This window comes from Massilia oculi (assembly GCF_017582745.1).
Classification (GTDB): Bacteria; Pseudomonadota; Gammaproteobacteria; order Burkholderiales; family Burkholderiaceae_D; genus Telluria; species Telluria oculi_A.
In genome coordinates, this window is the sequence record NZ_JAFVIM010000008.1 from 97,965 (window position 1) to 116,317 (window position 18,353).

The following is an 18,353-nucleotide window of genomic DNA, read 5'->3' on the forward strand; positions in this document are numbered from 1 at the left end:
TGCTCCTACTCCATCGCGCCTGCAGGGTTTTAACATGGGCTTCCTCGGCGGCTATGTCGATACCCTGGGCTTCATCGGCCTGTTCGGCCTGTTCACGGCCCACGTCACCGGCAACTTCGTGCTGCTCGGCGCGTCGCTGGCCGATCCGGCGAATATCCCATCGTTGCTGAAGATCCTGGCCTTCCCGGCCTTCATCCTCGGCATCGCCGCGGCGCGCCTGCTGGTGGCGTCGTGCGAGCGGCAAGGCAGGGATGCGCACCGGCCTTCGTACCTGCTGCAGCTGGTCCTGCTGATCGGCTTCATGGCCTGCGGCATGCTGTCCGAGCCGGTGGCGCGCGACATGTCGGCGCTGGCCATGGCGGCCGGCCTGCTCGGCACCGCGGCCATGGGCGCCCACAGCGCGGCCAGCAAGCTGCTGCTGGCCCACCTGGCGCCGACCTCGATGATGACCGGGAACGTGACCCAGCTGGTGATCGATACCGTCGACCAGCTGCGCGGCGCCGGCGACGCGGCCACTACGGCGCGCTGCAGCAAGTTCTTCTGGCCGCTGTTCGGCTTCGCGATCGGCTGCGCGGCGGGCGCCTTCCTGTTCCTGGCGGCCGGCTTCGTGGCGCTGATCGTGCCGGTGGCGATCCTGTGCCTGCACCTGGTCAAACCCAGCCTGGACCAGGCCTAGGAAGGCAATATGACCAAGACCCGCCTGGAGGCGTTCAGCGACGGCGTGATCGCCGTCATCCTCACCATCATGGTGCTGGAGCTGACGCCTCCGCACGGCACGGCCATCGGCGACGTGCTGGCGGTCGTGCCGGGCTGGTTGCGCTACGCCCTCAGTTTCGTCTACGTCGGCATCTACTGGGTCAATCACCACGCGCTGTTCGAGCGCGTGGAACGGGTCGACTGGGCGACGCTGTGGGCCAACCTGCACCTGCTGTTCTGGATGTCGCTGATCCCGTTCGTGACCGCCTGGGCGGCCGAACACCCGACGGCGCCGGCGCCGGTGGCCCTGTATGGCGTCGTGCTGTTCCTGTGCTCGGTGTCCTTCATGCTGCTGTCGTGGCGCCTGGGAACGCTTGCCGGCCTGGATCATGCCCATACCTGGCAGAACGCCAAGAACCGGTTGTCGCTGGCCATGTACGCGCTGGCGGTGGGAGTATCGCTGTGGCAGCCGCCGCTGGCGGCGCTGATCCACGTGCTGCTGGCGGCGCTGTGGCTGGTGCCGAACCGGATCGAACGCGGCGTGTCGTGACTGGACGCCGCGTGGTGGCGCTGGCATGATGCCCGTCGCCAGCCAAAAATAAGAAGAGGAGCACCGTGAACAGTCAACAGCGCACCATCGACGTCCTGATCGCGGACGACCATCCCCTGATGCGCGAGGGGATCGCGGCCGTGATCGGCAGCCAGCCCGATATGCGGGTGGTCGGGGAGGCCGCCGACGGCCTGGAGGCGGTCGAGCTGTTCCGCCAGCTGCGGCCGCACGTCACCCTGATCGACCTGCAGATGCCGCACCTGAACGGCATGGACGCGATCGCCGCGATCCGCGCCGAGTTCCCCCACGCCTGCCTGGCCATCCTGACCACCTTCCGCGGCGACGCCCGCGCCATGCAGGCGATCAAGAGCGGCGCCCAGGGCTACCTGCTCAAGAGCTCCCTGCGCAAGGAACTGACCGACGCCATCCGCGTGCTGGCCGCCGGCCACCGCTACATCCCGTCCGAGATCGCCGGCGAGCTGGCACGCCACCTGGGCCAGGAGAGCCTGACCGTGCGCGAGCTGCAGGTGCTGGAGCTGATCGCGCGCGGTAACGGCAACAAGCAGATCGGCGCCGCCCTGAGCCTGTCCGAAGACACGGTCAAGGGCCACCTGCGCAGCATCATGGACAAGCTGGGCGCCAATAACCGTACCCATGCGGTCACCATCGGCATCGAGCGTGGCTTCCTCGAAATCTGACCGGAACTGATCCCGACAGCAGATTTCTGCAATACCGCCGCCACCGCGTTTGCCAGAATGGATGACGGTTGTGGCGCCGGGTATGCCCGGCGTGCGCACCGACTTCGACAACGAACCCGGAGCACGCAGAATGAGCAAGATCGCTACGCTTAGCAAGAAAACCGCCAACCATGGCGTCCCATGGGAATCCATCTACGGCTACAGCCAGGCAGTGCAGGTCAAGGACGTGGTCTACCTGTCCGGCCAGCTCGGCCACGACAAGGAGGGGCAACTGGTCGCACCCGCGCCGCTCGACGAGCACGGCCGTCCCCTGGACTTCGGCGGCATGGAAGAACAGATGCGCCAGACCTACCGCAATGCAGTCGACCTGTTGGCTCGTTTTGGCGCGACCCTGGACGACGTCGTCGAAGAGACCCTGTACGTGCTGGACGTCGACGCTGCCTTTGCGGTCGCAGGCAAAGTCAGGAAGGAATTCTACGGCATGGACCAGCCGCAATGTGCGAGCAATCTCATCGGCGTCACCCGCCTTGCATTGCCGCCGCAACTGATCGAGGTAACTTTCCGCGCGGTGCTCCCGGACGCCGACGCCTGACGTCGCCCCCACTTTAGTGGGGGGAGGCGGGGCCCCTATCTTGTCTGGGCAACATCTCCAGAGGGCGGCAACATGCTGCCCAGATCGTCTCAATACGACACCCTGGAGAGCACCATGCAGACCGCGCCATCAATCCCCATCGTCCATCCCTGCCGGGCCCTCGCCGCCCGCCAAGCCGCCCAGCCCTGCCACGGCGGCCTGCCGCGCTGGCAGGTCAGGCGGGTCACCGACTACATCGACGCCAACCTGGGCGCCACCCTGCGTACGGCCAGCCTGGCGGCGACGCTGGGCCTGAGCGTCAGCCATTTCACGCGCGCCTTCAAGCACAGCGTCGGCGTGCCGCCACGCATGTACGTGATCCGGCGCCGGCTGGCGGCCGCCTGCGAGGCGATGGTCAGCTCGGACGCGCCGCTCACGACCATCGCCCACGCCCACGGCTTCTGCGACCAGTCGCATTTCACCCGTACCTTCCACGAGGTGATCGGCCTGTCGCCCCACGTCTGGCGCTGCCTGAACCGGCCAGGCATGGCCGCCGATCCGTACGAAAGCGAACAGAAGCGCACTATCGAACTGGATATGGTGGAGACTGCCTAACCAGTGGGAGTGTCCCGTGTTCGACTTCATCACCGAGTTCATGCAGAGCGGCGGCTACCTGGCCGTATTCGCCCTGATGGCGTTAGAAAATATTTTCCCGCCAATCCCATCCGAGCTGATCATGCCGTTCGCCGGCTTCGTCGCGGCGCGCGGCGACCTGAACGTGGTTGGCGTGTTGATTGCCGGCACTGCCGGCTCGGTGGCCGGCGCCTTGCCCTGGTATTACGCCGGCAAAGTCTACGGCAAGGAGCGCCTGGAGAAATTCGCCGACAAGCATGCGCGCTGGATGACCGTGACCCACGGCGACATCGAGCATGCGATGGAGTCATTCGAGAAACATGGACGCAAGGTCGTGCTGTTCGGCCGCCTGATTCCGGCCATCCGCACCCTGATCTCGGTCCCGGCCGGTCTCGCCAAAATGCCGATGGGCCAGTTCTTGCTGTACTCGACCGTGGGCTCGCTGGTCTGGACCGGCATCCTGACCGGCGCCGGTTACATGCTCGAGAGCCAGTACGAACGGGTGGCGCAATACGTCGATCCGGTGTCGAAGGCGATCCTGATCGGCCTGCTCGGCTGGTACCTGTACCGGGTGGCGACCTTCAAGAAGCGCGCCAAGGCCCAGTAATCAGACGGCAGCGCCGTCGCGCCACCACACCTGGTTGCGACCGTTCTGCTTGGCGCGATACAGCTGGGCATCGGCCGCCTCGAACAGCTCGGCTTGTGCCTCATCGCCGCCAGGATCGAGCGTGGCGCCGCCGATACTAACCGTGACCAGCGGCGCCACGCCCGACGCCTCGTGCGCGATGTTCAGGGCGGCCACCGCCTCGCGGACCGCTTCGGCCATCCCGCGCGCGTCGTGCGCGTCGGTCTCGGGCATCAGCAGCAGCAATTCCTCGCCACCATAGCGCGCCGCCAGGTCGCCCGGGCGACGCATGGCGGCGCCGGCCACCCGCGCCACCGAGCGCAGCGCGCGGTCGCCGGCCGGGTGGCCATAGCGGTCGTTGTACTGCTTGAAGGCGTCGATGTCGAGCAGGGCCAGCGACAGCGGCCGTCCCGAGCGCCGCGCGCGCTGCCATTCGAGGCTGTACATCTCGTCGAAGCGGCGGCGGTTGGCCAGTTCGGTCAGGCCGTCGATGTTCGCCAGCCGCTCCAGCATGCGGCGCTGGCGCACCACCTGCAGGTGCAGCGCCACGCGCGCCATCACGACGGTCTGGTTGAAAGGCTTGACGATGTAGTCCGAGGCGCCCATCTTGAGGCCGCTGGCCTCGTCTTCCGGGCGGTCCAGGCCCGAGATAAAGATCACCGAAATGTGGGCGGTCTGCGGATCGGCGCGCAGGCGGCGCAGCACCTCGTAGCCGTCCATGTCGGGCATCATCACGTCGAGCAGGATCAGGTCGGGGAGGTGGCGCGCCGCGCGCTCCAGGGTCTGGTCGCCGTTACGGGCCAGCAGCACCGTGTATTCGGGCTTGAGCAATTCGCCCAGCACCTCGCGATTGATGGCGTCGTCGTCCGCCACCAGGACTTTCTGGTTCTCCACTACGTTCATCGGCTACTTTCGAGTCTGAGGCTGTGACTGAGATCGAGCTGCGCGGCCAGCGCGGACAGCGGCGCCAGCGCGGCAGCATACTCGATTTCGGCGACCGCGCGCCGCACGCCATCGAGCGCGGCGTCGTACAGGTTCGGGTCGACACTGGCCGCGAGCAGGGCCTCGAGCTGGGCCAGCGCGTCTTCGGCCCGCGCATCGTCGTTGCGCAGGTGGCCCTCGAGACGCGCGATGACCGCCGCCAGCGCTTCGGGGGCGCTCGGCTTGGGCAGGGTGGCGACGGCCAGCTGGGCCAGGCCCGCCAGCACCGATTCGGCGGCCGCCACCAGGGCCGGCACCTGGATGCCGACCCGATCGTGCTGGCCGGCGCGCAGATCCTGCTCGAGCCGGCTGGCGGCGCCGGCCAGCTCGAAGGCGCCGACATAGGCGGCGCTCGACTTCAGGTTGTGCGCCAGCGCCTGCAGGCGCGCATGGTCGCCTGCCGCCAGCGCTTCGCGCAGGATGCCCGGGGCGCCGGCGTATTCGCGCACGAAGCTGCCGGCGCGCTTTTCCAGGCGGCCCCGCTGGCCGTCGACCTTGTCCAGGGCCAGGCGCCAGTCGATGCCGGGCACCGCCGGCAGCGCGCCGGCCCGATCGACGTCCACACCGTCGCCCAGGTCGCGGGGCGCCGCGCGCTGCGCATCGGGACGAAGCGGTTGCGGCGCCGGACGTCCTTCCAGGCGCGCCGGATCGATCCACTTGAGCAGGGTGCAGAACAGCAGGTCGGGGTCGATCGGCTTGGTGACGTGGTCGTTCATGCCGGCCAGGCGGCTCAGCGCGCGGTCGCTGGCCAGCGCATGCGCGGTCATCGCCACGATCGGCAGCCCGCGCAGGCGCGCATCGAGGCGGATCTCGCGGGTGGCCGCGAGGCCGTCCATCTCGGGCATCTGGATGTCCATCAGCACCAGGTCGTAGTCGCCTTCGCGCGCCATGCGCACGGCTTCGACGCCGTTGAAGGCGACGTCGACCTGCATGCGGGCGGCGGCCATGAAGTCGAGCGCCACCTCGCGGTTGTTGGCATTGTCTTCCGCAAGCAGGATGCGCGCGCCATCCAGGCGCGGCAGATCCGCCATGGCGGGCAGGTATCTTTCCATCGAGTCGTCGGGGCCGAGCTGCGGGTGCAGCACCTGCAGCAGGCTATGGTAAAGGAGGGCCGGTCCGACCGGCTTGTGGAGGAAGGCGTCCACCGGCAGCTCGCCTTCTTCCTCGAGCACGGTCTCGCGGGTGCAGGCAGAGATCATCAGGATGGCGGGCGGCGGGCAGGCGCGTCCGTGCTCCTCGGCGCCGCGCCGGATACGGCGGATCGTCTCCACGCCGTCCAGTCCTGGCATCAGGTAGTCCATCAGCACGATCTGATAGGGTTTGCCGGCGTCCTCGGCGTGCGCCAGGCATTCCAGGCATTCTTCGCCTGACGCGGCGGTGTCGGCATACACGCCGAGCGTGCCGAGCATCTCGGACAGCGCGGCGCGGGCGGTGACGCTGTCGTCGACGACCAGCGCCCGCACGTCGAGCAGCATGGCGCGGCGCACGGCGCTGGCGACGGCCTGGCCGTCCCCGACGCCCAGCGGCACGGTGAAAGTGAAGCGGCTGCCTTCGCCCGGCGCGCTGCGCACCGAGATCGCGCCGCCCATGAGTTCGACCAGCTGGCGCGAGATCGACAGGCCCAGGCCGGTGCCGCCGTACTTGCGGGTGGTGGAGCTGTCGGCCTGGCTGAACGACTGGAACAGGCGTCCGACCTGTTCCTGATTCATGCCGATGCCGGTGTCGCTCACCGAAAACGCGAGCGTGATCCGGCCATCGTCGCCATTGCCGGCATGCGCGCCGTCGACGGTGTCGACCGCGACCACGATTTCGCCGCGCTCGGTGAACTTGACGGCATTGCCGGCCAGGTTGATCAGCACCTGTCCCAGGCGCAGCGGGTCGCCCACCAGCCGCTGCGGCACGCCGGGACCGACCCGGAAGATCAATTCGATGCCCTTGGCCTCGGCCTTCGCGCCCAGCAGGCTGGACAGATGCTCGAGCATCTCGTCGAGCTCGAACGCGACCGACTCGATGTGCAGCTTGCCGGCCTCGATGCGCGAAAAGTCGAGAATGTCGTTGATGATGCCCATCAGGTGCTCGCCCGACGCCAGGATCTTGGCCAGGTAGTTGCGCAGCGCCGGCGCCGGCTCGCTCATCAGGGCCAGCCGGCTCATGCCGATGATGGCGTTCATCGGGGTGCGGATTTCGTGGCTCATATTTGCCAGGAATTCGGACTTCAGGCGCGTGCTGGCCTCGGCGCGCAGCATCGCCGCCTGCATGGCCTTGGTGCGCAGGCCAAGGATGCGCATGAACACCAGCATATTGAAGGTGCTGCCGAATACCAGCGCGTGCATGGTCCAGAAATTGGCCGGCAGCTTGCCGTTGATGAGCTGGGCCGTGACCAGCGAAGTGGCGAAGGTGACCGCCCAGCCGATCAGGAAATAGGTGCCGACCGCGTCGCCGGCGCGGGCGCGCCTGAACGCGCCGGGCAGGCCGAACAGCATCGGCATGATACCCAGGGTGCCGACGATCGCGACCAGGTGGCGGTGCCCGATCAGGCCGGCGGCGAAGCCGATCGCCGTCACCAGGCACAGGGCGGCGAAGGTTTTCATCAGGCGGCTGAAGACGCGGTCCTGGCCGGGCCGCGCCAGCGCATGCTCGACGAACAGGTAGGCGCCGCACGAGGCCAGGGCCGAGGCCAGGCCGGCGCCATGCTCGAGCAGCCACAGGTTGCCCGGCCACAGGTACTGGCCGGCGAGGCCGAACCAGGCCACCGAATACACGGTCACGCCGGTCGCCAGCAGCGCGTACTTGCCGAACAGGTGTTCGCGCAGCGTGTACCACTGGCCGAGCGCGTACAGGATCAGCGTGATGCGCACCCCGAGGAGCAGGCCTTGCAACACCTGTTCGCCCAGCGCGTCGTCGAGCACGGCGCCGGGCTGCATGAAGGTGATCGGCAGGATCTTCGGGCCGACCGAGGCCACGCGCACCAGCACCGTGTACGCTTCGCCCGGGGTCAGGCGCAGCACGACGGCCGGCACCCGGCCCTTGAGGGCGTCGCCGGAAGGCTGCTGCATGCGGCCCAGGGTGGCGACCTTGCGCATCCCGTCGCGGCCGGCCAGGTGGACGTCGACCTCGTCCAGGAGCGCGTAGTCGATCTGCATCACCCAGCCGCCGGTGGCGTCGGCCGGCACCGTCAGCGGGATGCGCAGCCAGGTGGCGCCGGGCTGCATGCCGAGGCTCGCGTGCGCCGTTTGCGGCCGCTCGAAACGCTCGCCGGCGGCCAGGACGGCGGCCGCGCCGAGCTGGCCCTCGGCATCGCGCAGGATGGTCACGGCAGGCCAGGCTTCGACCACGTCGGCGCTGCGCCCGAGCACCAGCGGCGCGGCGTGGGCCGGCGCCAGCGCGGACGACAGGAGCAGGCAGGCCAGCAGCCAGGCGAAGAAGGGGACGACGGCTCTCATGCGGCTTCCCGGCGCCAGCGCGCCAGGCCGCAGGCTGCGCAGAACAGTGGAATCCCCATCACGAAGACTGCGATGGTGCGGGTTTCGACCGGCACTCCCTGGGTGGCCTCGTACAGCATCAGGATGCCGTACAGGCCGAGCGGCACCAGGACCGCGCGCAGGCTCGGCGCCGCTGCCGCGGACGGCCCGTCGCGGCGCAAGCCGAGGCGGAAGGCGAACACGATGGCGAAGGCCACCAGCATCCAGCCGGTGAATCCCTGCAGCGTCTCGCCGAACCACCAGCCGTCCTGCTTCACCATGATCCAGGCCTTGAGCTTGTAGACCATATAGGGATCGACGCCCAGGTCATAGGCGGTGACGATCAGCGCGGCGAGAAACGCCATGACGAGACTGCGGCGCACCGAGGTCCCGCCATCGGACGGCGTTTGCCAGACGATCAGGTTGGCCATCACGTAGCCGGTATACGAAAGGGCGAACCACATCATCGGGATCACCACCGGCACGCTGCCCAATTGCGGTCCCAGCACGTCGGTGTAGTCGTAGCTGCCGAAGAACCAGCCATACGACGCGCCCATCTGCTCGGCGAACCAGCCGACCGGCAGCGCGATCAGCGCCAGGCGCAGGGCGGGACGCGGTCCGAGCACGCGCATGGCGCTGGCCAGGCACAGCCCGGCCATCAGGACCGAGCTGGCCACCAGCAACCGGGTCTGGAGGCTCCAGGCGTGCAGCAGCACCGGCACCGCCAGCAGGGCGGCGCCCAGCAGCCAGGCAAGGCGGCCGAAAGGATTGATTGGGGTTGGCGTCATCTTGTGGGTTCTTGCGTGGTATCTGCGAAGTAAGCGGCCCGGCTGGCCCGGGCTGCCCGGCAGTCTAGCAGGAAGGCACGGCCAGGAACAGCATCGAATGCAACCTTCGGGCCACGAGCGGGCGCGGCGCGGTAGCGCGCCGCGCTACCTGGCCAGATCATGCCGCATCTCCCGCATGTATCCCGAGGCGCGCCACCAGTCCGGCCAGCGCGGTCAGCGCGGCGGCGTACTCGATCTCCCCGATCGCCTGGCGCAGCGCGGACAGCTGCGCGGCGTGGGCGGTGCCTTCGAGCTGCGCCTCCAGCTCGGCCAGCGCATCCTCGGCGCGCGCATCGTCCGTGCGCAGGTAGGCTTCGAGACGCGCACACACCTGGCCCAGCGCCTGCGGTGCGGCGCGCTGCGGCAGGCTTGCCGCCAGCTGGGCCAGGCCGGCCAGCACCGTTTCGGCGGCCGCCACCAGGGACGGCACCTGGACGCCGACCGCCTCGTATTTCGCGGCCCGCAGGTCATGCTCGAGGCGGCCGGCAGCGCTAGAGAGCTCGAAGGCGCCAATATAGGCCGCGCTCGACTTGAGGTTGTGCGCCATCGACTGCAGGCGCGCATGGTCGCCGCCGTTCAGGGCCTCGCGCAAGAGGCGCGGCGCGGCGCCGTATTCGCGCACGAAGCTGCCGGCGCGCTTTTCCAGGCGCGCGCGCTGGCCGCCGACGTTGTCCAGGGCCAGGCGCCAGTCGATCCCGGGCACGGCCGGCAGGGATTGCGGGCCCGGTGCGGCCGGCGCGGGCGGCGCCGGAGGAAGCGTCGCCGGCGGCAGCGGGCGGTCCTGCAGCCGGTCCGGGTCGATCCACTTGAGCAGGGTGCAAAACAGCAGGTCGGGGTCGATCGGCTTGGTGACGTGGTCGTTCATGCCGGCCAGGCGGCTCAGTTCGCGGTCGCTGGCCATCGCGTGCGCCGTCATGGCCACGATCGGCAAGGTCCGCAGGCGCGCGTCCTGGCGGATCGCACGCGCCGCGGCCAGGCCGTCCAGCTCCGGCATCTGGACGTCCATCAGCACCAGGTCGTAGTCCCCCTCTTGCGCCATGCGCACCGCGTCAAGGCCGTTGAAGGCGACGTCGACCCGCATGCGGGCGGCGGCCATGAAGTCGAGCGCCACCTCGCGGTTGTTGGCATTGTCCTCGGCCAGCAGGATGCGCGCGCCATCCAGGCGCGGCAGGTCGGCCATGACGCCGGGGCGCGGCAGGTCGACCGCTCCGGCGCCCGGTTCCGCCTGCGGCTGCAGCACTTGCAGCAGGCCATGGTGCAGCAGCGTCGGACCGATGGGCTTGTTCAGGAAGGCGTCGACCGGCAGCTCGCCGTCCTCTTCCAGCACCGCGTCGCGACTGGCGGCCGACAGCATCAGGATCGTCGCCGGCAGCGGGGCGGCGACGTGGTCGGGAATGCGGCGCAAGGTCGCGATGCCGTCCAGCCCCGGCATCAGGTAGTCGATCAGCACCGCCCGGTAGGGGCGCCTGTCGCGCTCGGCAGCCGTCAGCAAGGCCAGGCATTGGGCGCCGGAGGCCGCGGTGTCGGCCTGGACGCCGAGCGTGGACAGCATCCCGGCCAGGGCCGCGGCCGCGCTTGGGCTGTCGTCGACCACCAGCACGCGCACGCCGGACAGCGCCGGCGCGGCGGCGGCGGCCGCGCCCTGGCTGTCCCCGAGCGGCACGGTGAAACTGAAGCGGCTGCCCACGCCCGGCGTGCTCTCGACCGAGATGCTGCCACCCATCAGCTCCACCAGCTTGCGCGAGATCGACAGGCCAAGACCGGTGCCGCCATACCTGCGGGTGGTCGAGCTGTCGGCCTGGGTGAAGGACTGGAACAGACGCCCGACCTGTTCGGCGCTCATGCCGATACCGGTGTCGCTGACCGAGAACGCCAGGACGACGCGTCCCGCTTCGGCCGGCAGGGCGTCGACCGCGACCACGATTTCGCCGCGCTCGGTGAACTTGACGGCATTGCCGGCCAGGTTGATCAGGACCTGGCCCAGGCGCAGCGGATCGCCCACCAGGCGTTGCGGCACGCCGGGACCGACCCGGAAGACCAGCTCGATGCCCTTGGCGTCGGTCTTCAGCCCGGCCAGGCCGGAAATCTGCTCGAGCACGTCGTCGAGCTCGAACGGCACGGTCTCGATGGACAGCTTGCCGGCCTCGATCTTCGAGTGGTCAAGAATGTCGTTGATGATGCCCATCAGGTGTTCGCCGGCCCCGAGGATCTTGGACATGTAGTTGCGCAGCTTCGGGCCGGGATCGGCCATCAGGGCCAGCCGGCTCATGCCGATGATCGCGTTCATCGGGGTGCGGATCTCGTGGCTCATATTGGCGAGGAATTCCGATTTCATGCGCGCTTCCGCTTCGGCGCGCAGCATCGCGCTCTGCATCGCCTTGGTGCGCAGGCCGAGGATGCGCATGAAGGCCAGCAGGTCGAGCCCGACCCCGAACTGCAGCGAGTGCAGGGTCCAGAAGTTGACCGGCAGCTTGCCGGCGATGAGCAGGGTCTGGATCACGGCGCCGCCGAAGCTGGCCATCCAGCCGACCACGAAGTAGACGCCGATCGGGTCGCCCGCGCGCACCCGGCGCAGCGCTCCGGGCAGGCCGAACAGGAGCGGCGCGTTGCCGACCGTGGCGACGATCGCGATGAAGACGCCATGATCGAGCACGCCGATGGCCCAGGCGATCCCGCTGCCGAACGAGATCGCGGCGCCGGTTCGCATCAAGAGGCGGAACTTGCGGTCGCGGCCGGGCCGCGCCAGGGTCTGGGCGACGAACAGGTAGCAGCCGGTCGAGGCGATGGCCTGCCCGATGCCCATCATGTGGGTGGTCAGGTACAGGTTGCCGCTCCAGAAGAACTGCTCGGCCACGCCGAACCACACCCCCTGGTACAGCGTGATGCCCCCGACGAACATCGCATACTTGCCATACAGCGGCTCGCGCAGGGTCACGAACTGGGCCAGGCTGTAGACCAGCAGGCAGCACGACAGGCCGAACAGCAGGCCCTGCAGCATCTGCTCCGCGCCCGCGACGCGTTGATAGACGGCCGGTTGCATGAAGCTCATCGGCATGAGCTTCGGACCGCGCGCCGCTACCCGCACCAGCAGCGTGTATTCCTGGCCGGACGCCAGGGCCAGCTCCAGCGCCGGCACGCGCGCCCCCAGGTTGCCCTGCTTGTCCTGGCGCCTGCCGAGCGTGGCCAGCGGCCGTATCTCCGCGCCTTGCACCAGCCACACGTCCAGGTAGTCGAGCAGGGCGAAGTCGAACTGCAGTACCCAGTCGCCGGGGGCATCCGGCGCCACCCGGAACGGCACCCGCACCCAGACCGGGGCCGGATCGAGGCCGAGCGTGGCGTGCGCGAGTCCGGACGGCGCGAAGCGCGCGCCGGCCGCCAGCGCGGCCGCGGCGTCGAGTTCGGCGCCAGGGTCGCGCAGCACGGTCGCGCCGGTCCAGGCATCGACCTGCCTGCTTTCGCGCTCGAGCGCAAGGGGCCCGGCGCCGGCAGGAAGCAGAAACAGGAGCGCGAGCGCCAACGCGACGAACACGCGCATGAGTTGCATCGGGTGGGGCAGCATGGCGGATGCGCGGCGCTTCAGGCGCCAGCCTGCGGCGTCGTCTCGCCGGCAGGCCTGCCGGCGAGACGCGCTTCCAGCCGCGCGAGCCAGCGCGGCGCCTTCGGATCGTGGCGCCACTGTCCGGTTGCGGCATGGACCTCGTCCAGCAAGGCATCGGGCAGCCGCAGCGGGCGGGTCTGGTCGATCAGGAAGCGCGTGACGAGACGATAGCCGAACGCGCGCGTGAGCATGCGGCTGATCGAAAAGCCGGGCACGAACTGGCGCACCACGGCGTCGACGGCGCGTACCAGCGCCAGGCCAGCGGCGAACAGCAACCGCGACAGCAGCGCAAGCCGCGTGTTCAGGCCCAGGTCGCGGGTCGCATCCGATCCGCACAACAGGCGCGTGAGCAGGGTAGGGAAGGGTTTCAGCAGGCGCAAGGGGATCTCGTCCTCCATCGCCTTCATCAGCGCCGCGGCCAGGGCCGGACGCGGATCGGGATCGCGCGCCAGCTGCCGGCCGCGCGCCTGGATCTCCGTGAACATCCGGCTCGCCTGGTCCATCGTGTCGGCCATCAGCGTGCGCTCGATGCCGAGCACATGGCCCAGGACATTCCAGGCATGCAGATAGTCTTCCTCGTCCTGGTCCTGCAAGCCGAGTCCCAGCTTGCGCAGGCCGCGCAGGAACACGTAATTGAAGGTAAGCAGGGTGTAGGCCAGCTCCTCCTGGTTGCAGGGCATGCCGCTGCGCGCCGTGTCCCAGCCGTGGGCATACAGGGTGTGATAGATGCCGCCGCCGGCCGCTGCGATTGGCCGCACCGGCCCGGCGCCGAGCGAGTCCTCGGGCGAACCGCGCAGGATCAGGTGGCGGATCGTCGCATGGATCAGGCGCACCTTGAGCGCCTGGGCCACGCCGCCGCCTTCGGGCGCCGTGAGGCCGCCCTTGAGCATGACCGGGAAGATCATGGCGGCCGTCGAACGCACCCGGTAGTCGGTATGCGCCTCGAGCTGGCCGGCCGCATGCAGCACGGCCGACAGGTCGGGCAGCACATAGCATTCGGGAAGGCTGGCGCAGAACAGCAGGGTGCAGGAGAGCATGCTCATGTCCATGAACAGCGCCTCGGCGCGCGCGATCCGGCTGGCGTCGGCCCAGTCGGGCAAGGAGTGGCAGCTTGCCAGGTAGTCCTTCAGGGCCGTGGCCGCGCGCGGATCCAGGCCGGGATCCGGCTGCCACTGCGCCAGGCCGCCATTGGTGCCCCAGCGCGCCAGCTCGCGATTGATGGCGGCGATGCGTTCGGCCAGCGCATGCGGGCCGTCGGCGCCGGCCAGCATGCGGGCGACGGTGTCATCCGCCGGCGGATCGGCGCGCATCGAAGGCGACAGAAGATGGGCTGTGTCGTGGTGCATACGGTCTCCTGCGGTGGCGCCCCCGGGTGTCTCGACATCCGGTGACGCCGCCTGAAAAGCGGTTCTAGAAGCGGACGTCCAGGCGCAGGTCCGCCGTGCGTGGTGCGCTTGGCGTCGTCATGCCGAAACTGTCGATGATCAATGGCCGCACCGAGTTCTCGAGGTTGCGCACCCGGCCCAGGATGCTCCAGTTGCCGCTGGCAGGCTGATAGCGCAGGGTGGCGTCGGTGGTGGTGTGGGCCGGGATGCGGTACTCCAGCAACTGGCTCGGAATCGTGATCGCGTACTCGGCGCTACGGCGCGAGAACACACCGGCACGCAGCTGGCCATTCAAGACGGCGAAGCGGTGCTCGTAGCCGAGCGTGTAGACGTGGCTGGGCGCGCGATCGAGCTTGCGGCCGCTCCAGGAAACGGCGGCGGTCGGGTTGTAGCTGACATAGTGGGCGTCGAGCAGCGTGGCGCCGTAGCTCAGGCGGCCATTGCTGCCGACCTGCACCTCGCCATCGAGCTCCAGGCCGCGCGAGCGCGCCACGCCGGCATTGCTGGTCAGGATGCGCGGCGCGCCCGCGACGATCGCGGTGCCCGACAGCTGCAGGTTGGTGTAGTCGTACAGGAAAGCGCTGGCGTTGAACGACAGGCGTCCGCCCAGCAAGCGCGATTTCAGGCCGGCCTCCCAGGCGCGCAGCTCTTCCGGCTGATAGTACAAGGCGCTTTCCGAGACCGCGGCCGCGCCCGGGCAAGCGATGCCCAGCGCCGTGCTGCCCGCGATGCAGCCGTCGTTGAAGCCGCCGGCCTTGTAGCCGGTCGCCAGGCTGCCGTACAGCAGCGTTGCCGGCGCCAGGTCATACTCCACGCCCAGGCGCCAGGTGGTGCGCGCAGTCGACAGCTCGGCGGCATTGAGCAGGCGGCGGTCGGTGGCCGGATTGAACACCGGTCCCTGCTGGAAGTCGGTCGAGCCGACGCGGTCCTTGTCGTCCTCGGTGCGGCGCGCGCCGGCCGTCAGGCGCAGCGCGTCCAGCACGCGCCAGGTCAGCTGGCCGAAGACTGCGCGGCTTTGCGCCTGGGTGTGCAGCGGGAACGAGTAATAGGGTGGCAGGCCGACCGGCTGCAGGCCCTGGAAGGCATACGAGGTGTTCGAGTCCTCGCTGAAGTAGTACAGGCCGGCCTGGGCGCTGAGCGGGCCGCTGCCGTTGGTGGCGATGCGCAGCTCGTGCGAATCCTGCTCGTTGTGGCCGTCGTAATTGTTGATCACGCCGAGGGCGACCGTCGGGGCCACGCGATAATAATAGTTCTGGCGGATCGCCTGGTCCAGCTTGCGGTGCGAGCCCAGGTAATATACGGTCGCCGGGCCCAGGTCCCAGCTCAGGTCGGCCGACAGGCCGCGCGCGCGGCGGTCGTGCCAGCCCTGCACCGGGGTCATGTTCGGCGGGCGGAAGCTGTTGGTCAGGCGTTCGTCGGTGGTGCTGTCGCGCCACACCGGGCGGCCGCTGGCCACGCCGGTGAAGAAGTTGGTGTCGGGGACGATGCGGTCGTTATTGCCCTCGGTCTCGCCGTGGTCGTAGCGCACCACCAGGGTGGCGTCGCGGTTCAGCTTGAGCTTCGCACTCAGGCGCGCATCGCGTTCGTCGCGGTCCATGCCCGGACGGTGCGGCGTGCCCTGGCCGTTCTTCAGGAACGGGTCCTGGCGCAGCTGGCTGACGGCGGCGCGCAGCGATAGCGCCTGGTTGACGGGGACGTTGATCACGCCGTCGACCTTGCGCCGGCCATAGGTGCCCATCTCCAGTCCGAGCGCGCCTTCGAGCAGGTCGGTCGGGGCGTTAGAGATCACGTTGACCAGGCCGGCGGTGGTGTTGCGGCCGTACAGGGTCCCTTGCGGGCCGCGCAGCACTTCAATGCGGTCGACGTCGAGCAGGTTGGCGCTCTGGCCGGCCGGACGGGCGATGTAGACGCCGTCGAGCATGAAGGCGGCCGACGGATCGCCCTTGTCGGTGGTGTCGTTGTTGCTGATGCCGCGGATGGTCACGCGCAGGCCCGAGAAGGCCTGGTCGATATGCACATTGGGCAGGCGCGGGCCGATGTCGGCCGGACTGATGGCGCCGAGATCGCGCAGCTGCTCGCCGCTGACGACGCTGACCGCGACCGGGGTGCGCGAAGCCAGCGCGGCGGTGCGCTGGGCGGTGACGACGACTTCGGGCAGCGCCGTGCCGTCATCCTGGGTGGGGGGAAGCTGCTGGGCGTGGGCGATGCTGCAGACGATACCGGACACTGCCGCGACCAGCAGCTTTTGCGCTGGGCGGACCTGCTTTGCTTTCATGTAGACGACTCCTGTGTAGACCGATGCTTACCCGTCCTGGGTAGAACATCCTCTTATTGTTCTTTTTAGCAAATAAAATTGCGTCAGAGGATGCAAATCCTGCCAGTCTAGCAGGTCGTGACTACAGGCAATAGTCTCCAGTAAAGTTATTGAACAAAGTGCGACCAGATTGCAACGCCGCGCGCTGCTTGCTGGTCGAACGGATAACGCAGGTGGCGATGTTAACTTGCGTTAAACCCATCGCCCGCATCCGGCATCAGGCCGTCAATGCCGGATGCATGGCGGGCGCCGTGCGACGCGCGGTCGCTGGCGCGGCGGCGCCGTGTTCCAGCCGGAAGGTGCCGACCACGGCCGACAGCTGCGCCGCCTGGTCGCGCATCGCATCGGCAGCAGCCGCCGCTTCTTCGACCAGCGCCGCGTTCTGCTGGGTCACGCGGTCCATCTCGACGATGGCGGTATTGACTTGCTCGATGCCGGCGCTCTGTTCTTCGCTGGCGGCGGCGATCTCGCCCATGATCACGGTGACCTGCTCGATGCTGTGGACGATCTGTTCCATCGTGGCGCCGGCGCGGGCCACCTGCTGGGTGCCTTGCTGGACCTGGCCGACCGAGTCGTCGATCAGGCCCTTGATTTCCTTGGCCGCCGCGGCCGAGCGATGGGCCAGGGTGCGCACCTCGCCGGCGACGACCGCGAAGCCGCGCCCTTGCTCGCCGGCGCGGGCCGCCTCGACAGCCGCGTTCAGGGCCAGGATATTGGTCTGGAAGGCGATGCCGTCGATCACGCCGATGATGTCGACGATGCGTTGCGAGGCGGCGTCGATGCGGCCCATGGTGCCGACCACGTCGGCCATCATGCGCCCGCCTTCGCCGGCCACGCCGGCGGCGGTGGCGGCCAGGCCGTTGGCGCGGCGGGCGTGCTCGGTGTTCTGGCGCACGGTGGAAGTGAGTTCCTCCATCGAGGCCGCGGTTTCCTCCAGCGAACCGGCCTGCTGTTCGGTGCGGCTCGACAGGTCCTGGTTGCCGCTCGCAATCTCGCCCGAGGCGGTGGCGATGGTGGCGGTGCCGTCGCGCACTTGGCCGACGATGGCCGCCAGGCTGCCGTTCATGCGCGACAGCGCCGACATCAGCTGGCCGACCTCGTCGCCGCGTTCGAGCACTTGGCGGCTGAACCCGCTGGTCAGGTCGCCGCCCGCCACGCGTTCGGCCACCTCGACCGCCTGGCGCAGCGGCGCCGTGATCGAGCGGCTGATGAACCAGGCGCAGGCGGCGCCCAGCAGCAGCGCGGCGGCGCCCAGCGTGAACAGGATCACGCGGGTGCTGGCGTAGGACGCGAGTATCGACTGGGCGACGCCATCGGTGGCGGTGATCTGCATGGTCGCGAACTTGTCGACCGTGGCCAGGTAGGACACGGTGCGCGGGCCCAGCTGGTTGCGGTAGATCTCCTCGAGCCGGGCGCGGTTGCCTTCGCGCTTGGCCTGGAACAGGGCGTCGCGCGCGGCCATGTAGCCGATGCGTTCTTCCTTGACCAGCTTGAACTGTCCGCGCACGCCGGGGTTGCGCAGCGATTCCTCGATGTTCTTCTGCAGCACGTTGGAACGGCTGGTGATCGCCTGGCGCTTCGGACCTACCACGTCGAGGATGCCGGCATCGGGGGCGTAGTAGACGGTTTCGTTGATGGCGCTGTTGATTTCGATGTTGCGGCGCCATTCGGCGACGCTGCGCTGGTTCTTGATGCTGGTATTGACCAGGCGGTCGGTCAGGTCCGCCGCCGATTGCATGCGCGTCAGGGCGGTGGCGCTCATGGCGAGCAGGAGGACGAGAACAATGGCAAAGCCGAGGCCCAGGCGGGCGCCGATATTAAGTTTTTTCACGAGGGTGGTTTCCAGTCTGCTTGGTGACTGCAGGCTGGCCGCGGACGCGGCCGGACCAGCAGGCGCCACGCATTCGTCCCCGGCGGGAACGTCGCGCGCAGCGCCATATCGAAGGCCACCAGTATAACCCGCAAAACCGGCACTTCGGTTGCCTTGCGGCAAATTTGCAACATGCGTAAAACT

13 protein-coding genes are annotated in these 18,353 nt (G+C 68.8%); 6 read left to right on the forward strand and 7 right to left on the reverse strand.

The window, feature by feature from the left end:
- Positions 1-34 precede the first annotated feature (34 nt).
- The 6 genes from J3U95_RS11640 (at position 35) to J3U95_RS11665 (ending at position 3,755) form a co-directional block, all read left to right on the forward strand.
- The gene (locus J3U95_RS11640; protein ID WP_208278759.1) at positions 35-676 is read left to right on the forward strand and encodes a YoaK family protein; all 642 of its coding nucleotides are present in this window, start codon (positions 35-37) and stop codon (positions 674-676) included.
- A gap of 9 nt (positions 677-685) precedes the next feature.
- Positions 686-1,246 (forward strand): TMEM175 family protein, encoded by a 561-nt coding sequence (locus J3U95_RS11645; protein WP_208278760.1) that lies wholly within the window; start codon positions 686-688, stop codon positions 1,244-1,246.
- Between the two features lie 65 nt (positions 1,247-1,311).
- Positions 1,312-1,944 (forward strand): response regulator transcription factor, encoded by a 633-nt coding sequence (locus J3U95_RS11650; RefSeq protein ID WP_208278761.1) that lies wholly within the window; start codon positions 1,312-1,314, stop codon positions 1,942-1,944.
- A 130-nt stretch (positions 1,945-2,074) separates the two neighbouring features.
- Complete coding sequence (locus J3U95_RS11655; RefSeq protein ID WP_208278762.1) at positions 2,075-2,536, forward strand: RidA family protein; 462 nt, start codon at positions 2,075-2,077, stop codon at positions 2,534-2,536.
- 72 nt (positions 2,537-2,608) lie between these two features.
- Entirely contained in the window at positions 2,609-3,130 is a 522-nt protein-coding gene (locus J3U95_RS11660) for a helix-turn-helix domain-containing protein (RefSeq protein WP_208278763.1), read from the forward strand.
- Positions 3,131-3,146: 16 nt separating this feature from the next.
- Complete coding sequence (locus J3U95_RS11665; protein ID WP_208278764.1) at positions 3,147-3,755, forward strand: DedA family protein; 609 nt, start codon at positions 3,147-3,149, stop codon at positions 3,753-3,755.
- On the opposite strand, the gene J3U95_RS11670 is transcribed toward J3U95_RS11665, so the two are convergent.
- The 7 genes from J3U95_RS11670 to J3U95_RS11700 all read right to left on the reverse strand — a co-directional run bounded on the left by J3U95_RS11670 (position 3,756) and on the right by J3U95_RS11700 (position 18,170).
- Positions 3,756-4,676: a diguanylate cyclase domain-containing protein gene (locus tag J3U95_RS11670; protein ID WP_208278765.1), complete on the reverse strand. Its 921-nt coding sequence runs from the start codon at positions 4,674-4,676 to the stop codon at positions 3,756-3,758.
- Positions 4,673-8,197, reverse strand: a complete 3,525-nt coding sequence (locus J3U95_RS11675) for a hybrid sensor histidine kinase/response regulator (protein ID WP_208278766.1) — start codon at positions 8,195-8,197, stop codon at positions 4,673-4,675. The genes J3U95_RS11670 and J3U95_RS11675 overlap by 4 nt, the downstream gene beginning before the upstream one ends.
- Positions 8,194-9,003, reverse strand: coding sequence for a carotenoid biosynthesis protein (locus J3U95_RS11680; RefSeq protein ID WP_208278767.1), 810 nt, complete (start codon positions 9,001-9,003; stop codon positions 8,194-8,196). The genes J3U95_RS11675 and J3U95_RS11680 overlap by 4 nt, the downstream gene beginning before the upstream one ends.
- 157 nt (positions 9,004-9,160) lie before the next feature.
- The gene (locus J3U95_RS11685) at positions 9,161-12,601 is read right to left on the reverse strand and encodes a hybrid sensor histidine kinase/response regulator (RefSeq protein WP_229519782.1); all 3,441 of its coding nucleotides are present in this window, start codon (positions 12,599-12,601) and stop codon (positions 9,161-9,163) included.
- A gap of 17 nt (positions 12,602-12,618) precedes the next feature.
- On the reverse strand, positions 12,619-13,986 hold the full coding sequence (locus J3U95_RS11690) for an oxygenase MpaB family protein (protein WP_208278768.1): 1,368 nt from the start codon (positions 13,984-13,986) through the stop codon (positions 12,619-12,621).
- Between the two features lie 64 nt (positions 13,987-14,050).
- Positions 14,051-16,300, reverse strand: a complete 2,250-nt coding sequence (locus J3U95_RS11695) for a TonB-dependent receptor (RefSeq protein ID WP_229519783.1) — start codon at positions 16,298-16,300, stop codon at positions 14,051-14,053.
- Positions 16,301-16,556: 256 nt separating this feature from the next.
- Complete coding sequence (locus tag J3U95_RS11700) at positions 16,557-18,170, reverse strand: methyl-accepting chemotaxis protein (RefSeq protein WP_208278769.1); 1,614 nt, start codon at positions 18,168-18,170, stop codon at positions 16,557-16,559.
- Between the last annotated feature and the right edge of the window lie 183 nt (positions 18,171-18,353).